This is a genomic window from Flagellimonas onchidii (assembly GCF_004804315.1).
Taxonomy (GTDB): Bacteria; Bacteroidota; Bacteroidia; order Flavobacteriales; family Flavobacteriaceae; genus Flagellimonas; species Flagellimonas onchidii.
In genome coordinates, this window is record NZ_SRXX01000044.1 from 1 (window position 1) to 4,399 (window position 4,399).

At 35.8% G+C, this 4,399-nt stretch carries 3 protein-coding genes and 1 pseudogene; all 4 read right to left on the reverse strand.

What is annotated here, in order from left to right; translation table 11 throughout:
• Positions 1-117 precede the first annotated feature (117 nt).
• Entirely contained in the window at positions 118-1,149 is a 1,032-nt protein-coding gene (locus tag E4661_RS18840; protein ID WP_168796445.1) for a toxin-antitoxin system YwqK family antitoxin, read from the reverse strand.
• Positions 1,150-1,181: 32 nt separating this feature from the next.
• Complete coding sequence (locus E4661_RS18845; RefSeq protein ID WP_136469011.1) at positions 1,182-1,661, reverse strand: hypothetical protein; 480 nt, start codon at positions 1,659-1,661, stop codon at positions 1,182-1,184.
• Positions 1,662-1,737: 76 nt separating this feature from the next.
• Positions 1,738-3,006: a tetratricopeptide repeat protein gene (locus E4661_RS18850; protein WP_136469012.1), complete on the reverse strand. Its 1,269-nt coding sequence runs from the start codon at positions 3,004-3,006 to the stop codon at positions 1,738-1,740.
• Between the two features lie 888 nt (positions 3,007-3,894).
• Positions 3,895-4,266: pseudogene (locus E4661_RS18855) on the reverse strand (cupin domain-containing protein); the annotation flags it as partial.
• Positions 4,267-4,399 lie beyond the last annotated feature (133 nt).

Genomic DNA, 4,399 nt, shown 5'->3' on the forward strand with positions numbered 1-4,399 from the left:
TGGCAAGTTCTAATAATCCTAACTTTGGTTTGATGATCTTTTCTTCTGTACTCATCTGACAAATCTAATTTAAGGGTTAAACTAATTTATTAAGATTGTCAGATTAAGTCTTAACTATTACAGCTTATTATATACTACTCGTTTTACTTCTGTTCCATTATCATATTCCACCTCTTTTGCCAATTTACCGGCTTGGTTATAAAATTTCCAGATAGCATTTCGCCTACCATTCAAAAACATTCCCTCTTTTTCTATTATTCTATTGCTGTAATAGGAGGTATGTGGTCCATTTGGAATATCATTTTTATATGTGGTTTCAAAATAGAGCCACCCTTCGTCACCCAAGTATGTTTTCCAAACCCCGATTCTATAGCCATTTTCATATCGCATTACCAAAGACCTAGCTCCTGAAGGCTTATACTTTACGCACTTGCCGTGCAGTTCCCCGTTTTTGTAATTGTATAGTTGATTAAGCTGGCCGTTGTTGTGAAAGGTTTCTATTTTTTGCAGCACATCATTGTGGTAGGTTTCTCTGCTCAGTAAAATACCTGATACGGCATACACTAGCTGAACACCGTGTTGTTTAAAATCTTTATATGATTTTTGTGTATGCAGCTTACCATTTTTATGATATTCCTTTTGTATATAGGTGCCTATGCTTTTATATGTTCTTTCTTCTTTTAGGGTCCCGTTCTGCCACTTTTCCGTCCAATGGCCAATAGGGAGATCATTTTCGTAATGCTCTGTTCTTATGTAGTAAATATTCTTCTTGAATTTCTTTTTCCACCATTTGCCATGTTTGTTACCTTCTTTATAATTTTCAACAGCTTCTGGTTTTCCCTTTTCATCAAAATAAACCCACTTCCCGTGTGGTTTTCCGCCTTTGTATTTAAAACTCCCGATACGTTTGCCATCTGAATCATAGTTATTTCTGGTTCCGTTTATTTTACCATCCGTAAAGCGAATTTCAGAATAGTTGCCTTTGTCCGAAGCTATCTTGTAATACCCCTTTAGGGGTATGTTTTCTTTTGTACTATACAAGGTCGATTTTCCAAAACGCTGTATTTTTATCTCGTTCCAAGTGGTCAGTTGTTGGGCCATACTGCTAGAAGAAATCGAAACAACCAGTAATAACATTATATTTTTCATTGCTTTTTTAGAGATTTGGTTTTCATCTGGCATTATTCAATCCTAACAAACTCCAATGCAGGGCCGGTTCTATAGTCATCGACCACAATGAGTTTATCCTCTTCTTTATAAAACCCTTTGGCAATAAATAGGAAGAAGCCTCCTTCCCCAGAACCTACGATATCACCATCCTTTTCTTCAAAAGCGAGTATAATAGGATTGCCATGATGTTCTATTAGAATAAAATAGACGTCCTTTATTTCTGTATTCTTCCAGATACCTGACAGATGGCCTACATGATAAATGATTTTATCCCTAAGCACTTCATAATATTTTGGTGATAATAACCTAAGCACCGTGGTGTCCTTTTTAAATGTAAGCTGATATTTGCCTTCTGCAGCTTTCCAAGTACCATCAATGGCGCTGGCCACAATATTTTCCTTAATGTAGGTATACTTTAAAATGGAATCGTTTTGACCATATGACTTAAAGGCGAATGCTATTAGGAAACAGAAGATAATTTTGGTTTTCATGTTTTTGGTTTGATGGGATTGAATTCCAATTAATAAATATGTTTTTGGACTGATGATGGCTATGCCCTAGAATCTTTTAATCTAATTGATTGACGAGTCTATGGATTTTTTCTTTTTTTGTGTTGTTGATTGTTTTGGATTTTTCTAGCCATTCTTCAATCAATTCAAAACTCCAATTAAGTTCAACTTCACCTTTATTTTGGAGTTCAGTCAATTCTTTTTGAATTTTGGACACATCTTCATCTTTAATCAATAAAAGAATGAATTCATGGAACAAGCCCAGTATTTTATCACGGTTCAATGAAATGATTTCTTTGGTTTGTCCTAATTCGAAGCTTGCTTCTTTAAATTGATTGGTAATTAGCAGCAGTTCAACAAGCTCCATTTGAATGATGACATTATTCGGGTTTAGGTCAATGTATTTTCGGTAAGCGCTTATTGCATTTTCGTATTCTTTTAGCGATGAATGAATTCTGGCCTTTAACTCCCAAACATTGACTAATCTTGGTTTTAAGGAAGCACTTTTGTTTACATATTCCAACGCTTTTTGGTGTTGGTTTTCTTGATAGAAATAGTAATCCGCTTTGTTCAATAAGGTCTCGGCAAAAAACGGTTCAATTTCAAGGGCCTTGTTCCAACATTCCATAGCTTTTTTATAATCTGGAATTTTTCTTCTAGAATGAATTGTCCCCAAATTGTGCCAAACCACATGCAGGTCTTCCTCCTCGATTTCCAAAGCCTTTTTGTACCAAAAAATAGCCTTGTCAAAACTTTCTTGAGTGTTTTTATGTGTGAACGCATTTCCCAGACCGCTTAGGGTTCTTTGGTAGGTATCATCTAATTCATACGCCATTAGGTAATATTCTATGGCTGCATCATAGTCTCCTAGATCAATATATGTTCTACCTATGTTTGTCAATGCGACTAGTTCATCAATACAACAAGAGATTTCCAAAAAATTTTGATAAGATGTTATCGCTTCTTCATACATTTCAATATCGGAGTATGAGTTTCCCACTCTATTCCATATATATCCATCGGATTCATTACAGCGAATTCTAAGGGCTTCCTTATAATATCGGATTGCTTTCTCTGGATAATAATTATCGTACATATAATCTCCCTTGTCTGCGAACATGGAAAACGCATCGGGAGCTGTCATTGCTGTTTGATTGCTTGCAAGCCATTCATGAAGATGTACTTCAGGGAACATCGCTTTGAAGTCATCCAAGTCATAAACAATGTCCTCTCGGTTATATTCATCCATTTTTATGGTCAATGTATTTTGACTGTATATGTCCATGGTAAATGTTAAAAGGAAACAGAAGACAATCTTGACTTTCATTGTTTATAAAATTAGATGTATGAAGTTGAGATTTTTCTTTCCGTAATTTGAAGTCAAATTGACGGATAGCCCTTTTGGGTTGACGGATGCAGTGCATTATGTGTGATTCGTTTCCGTACGTGCTAAGTTCTTTTAGTATGGGACACAATACGGTTCAATAAAAAGCTTATCCCTATACCTGTAGCGAGAACCAATATGTAGTAATTAACATTCCATACGGGGTGGTAGCCTTCACTGACAGGGAAATCATAAAATATATTGATGAAGAAACCGGGATCTTTTGTGTGATATTGGCAAGGATTTAGGATGATGAGTTTTTGTATGGACAGATGAAATAGAATAGAACAAAAGAGTCCAAGCAGAAAAAGCAACACTGTTTTTATTTTCTTCATCTTTATGCTTAGTAACATGGTGTTGTTTCAAAAAAAATGTACAGAAAAACAAGGCAAACAAGCAATGTAACAACCATAATTAGATTGCTATTTCGTTTGGCAGTTTGTCCTCGTTTATAGAGAAAGAACAGTTCTACCAATAAGCCTACGAACCAAGGAGTGCAAAAAATTAAAAACCAACCTATATCATATAGGGCATGTCCTTTGTCACAAGGTTTTTGGGGGTCCAATATGGATAGTCCAACCACTACAGAGAGAACCATGAGGAAGAGTAAGGCGAGAAACCTTATCAAAACATGTTTTAGAGTACCGTTTGTTTTAATGGTTTTTTTGGATTAAAAACTGATGGATACTTAAATCTGGTAATTTTTATACTAGAGACCTGTGTTGAATGGATGGATGCTCGGTTTGGGTTGATGGATGTCTAATTTGAATTGACCAATCTGACCATGAAAGCCGTGAAACTTGTTGTAGCGACTAAAAAGAAGAAAAAAACCTAATTCCTGGTAAGTTGCGAGATGATTTCTTGGTGTTGAGGAAACTTAGAGATAAGTTCTTCTCGTTTAGGTAGTACAAAATCTGCAAAATCAAACCCTGGTGATACTGTACAGCCTACAAAGGAATAACTGTCAGTTTCAATAGTTTTGGCAGCAAACCAATGTCCTCCAGGAACTACAAATTGAGGAACTTGTCCTGCAGCAAAATCATTTCCAATAACGTGCTCAGAGTACTCACCTTTATCCGAAATGACATATAGCTTCAAGGCGGAGCCTTCATAAAAATGCCAGATTTCATCTTGATTGATTTTATGAAAGGCAGAAAAGGTGTCCGATGTCAACAAAAAATAAATACTTGTGGAATGGTTTCGACTCCCTTGGTAAGTATTCTATGGACTTACCAAATTAAATTTGAACTTTTTTGTCATTATTTTCCCGTTCAACCCGCCCCGTCTTTTTGTGGGGGGCGATATTGAAGGAAAAATAATGTGTTAGGAGGCATGT

Excerpts from the sequence above, each read along its gene's own strand:
- E4661_RS18845 (WP_136469011.1), bottom strand. The coding sequence starts at position 1,661 with ATGAAAACCAAAATTATCTTCTGTTTCCTAATAGCATTCGCCTTTAAG.
- E4661_RS18850 (WP_136469012.1), bottom strand. The coding sequence starts at position 3,006 with ATGAAAGTCAAGATTGTCTTCTGTTTCCTTTTAACATTTACCATGGAC.
- E4661_RS18840 (WP_168796445.1), bottom strand. The coding sequence starts at position 1,149 with ATGAAAAATATAATGTTATTACTGGTTGTTTCGATTTCTTCTAGCAGT.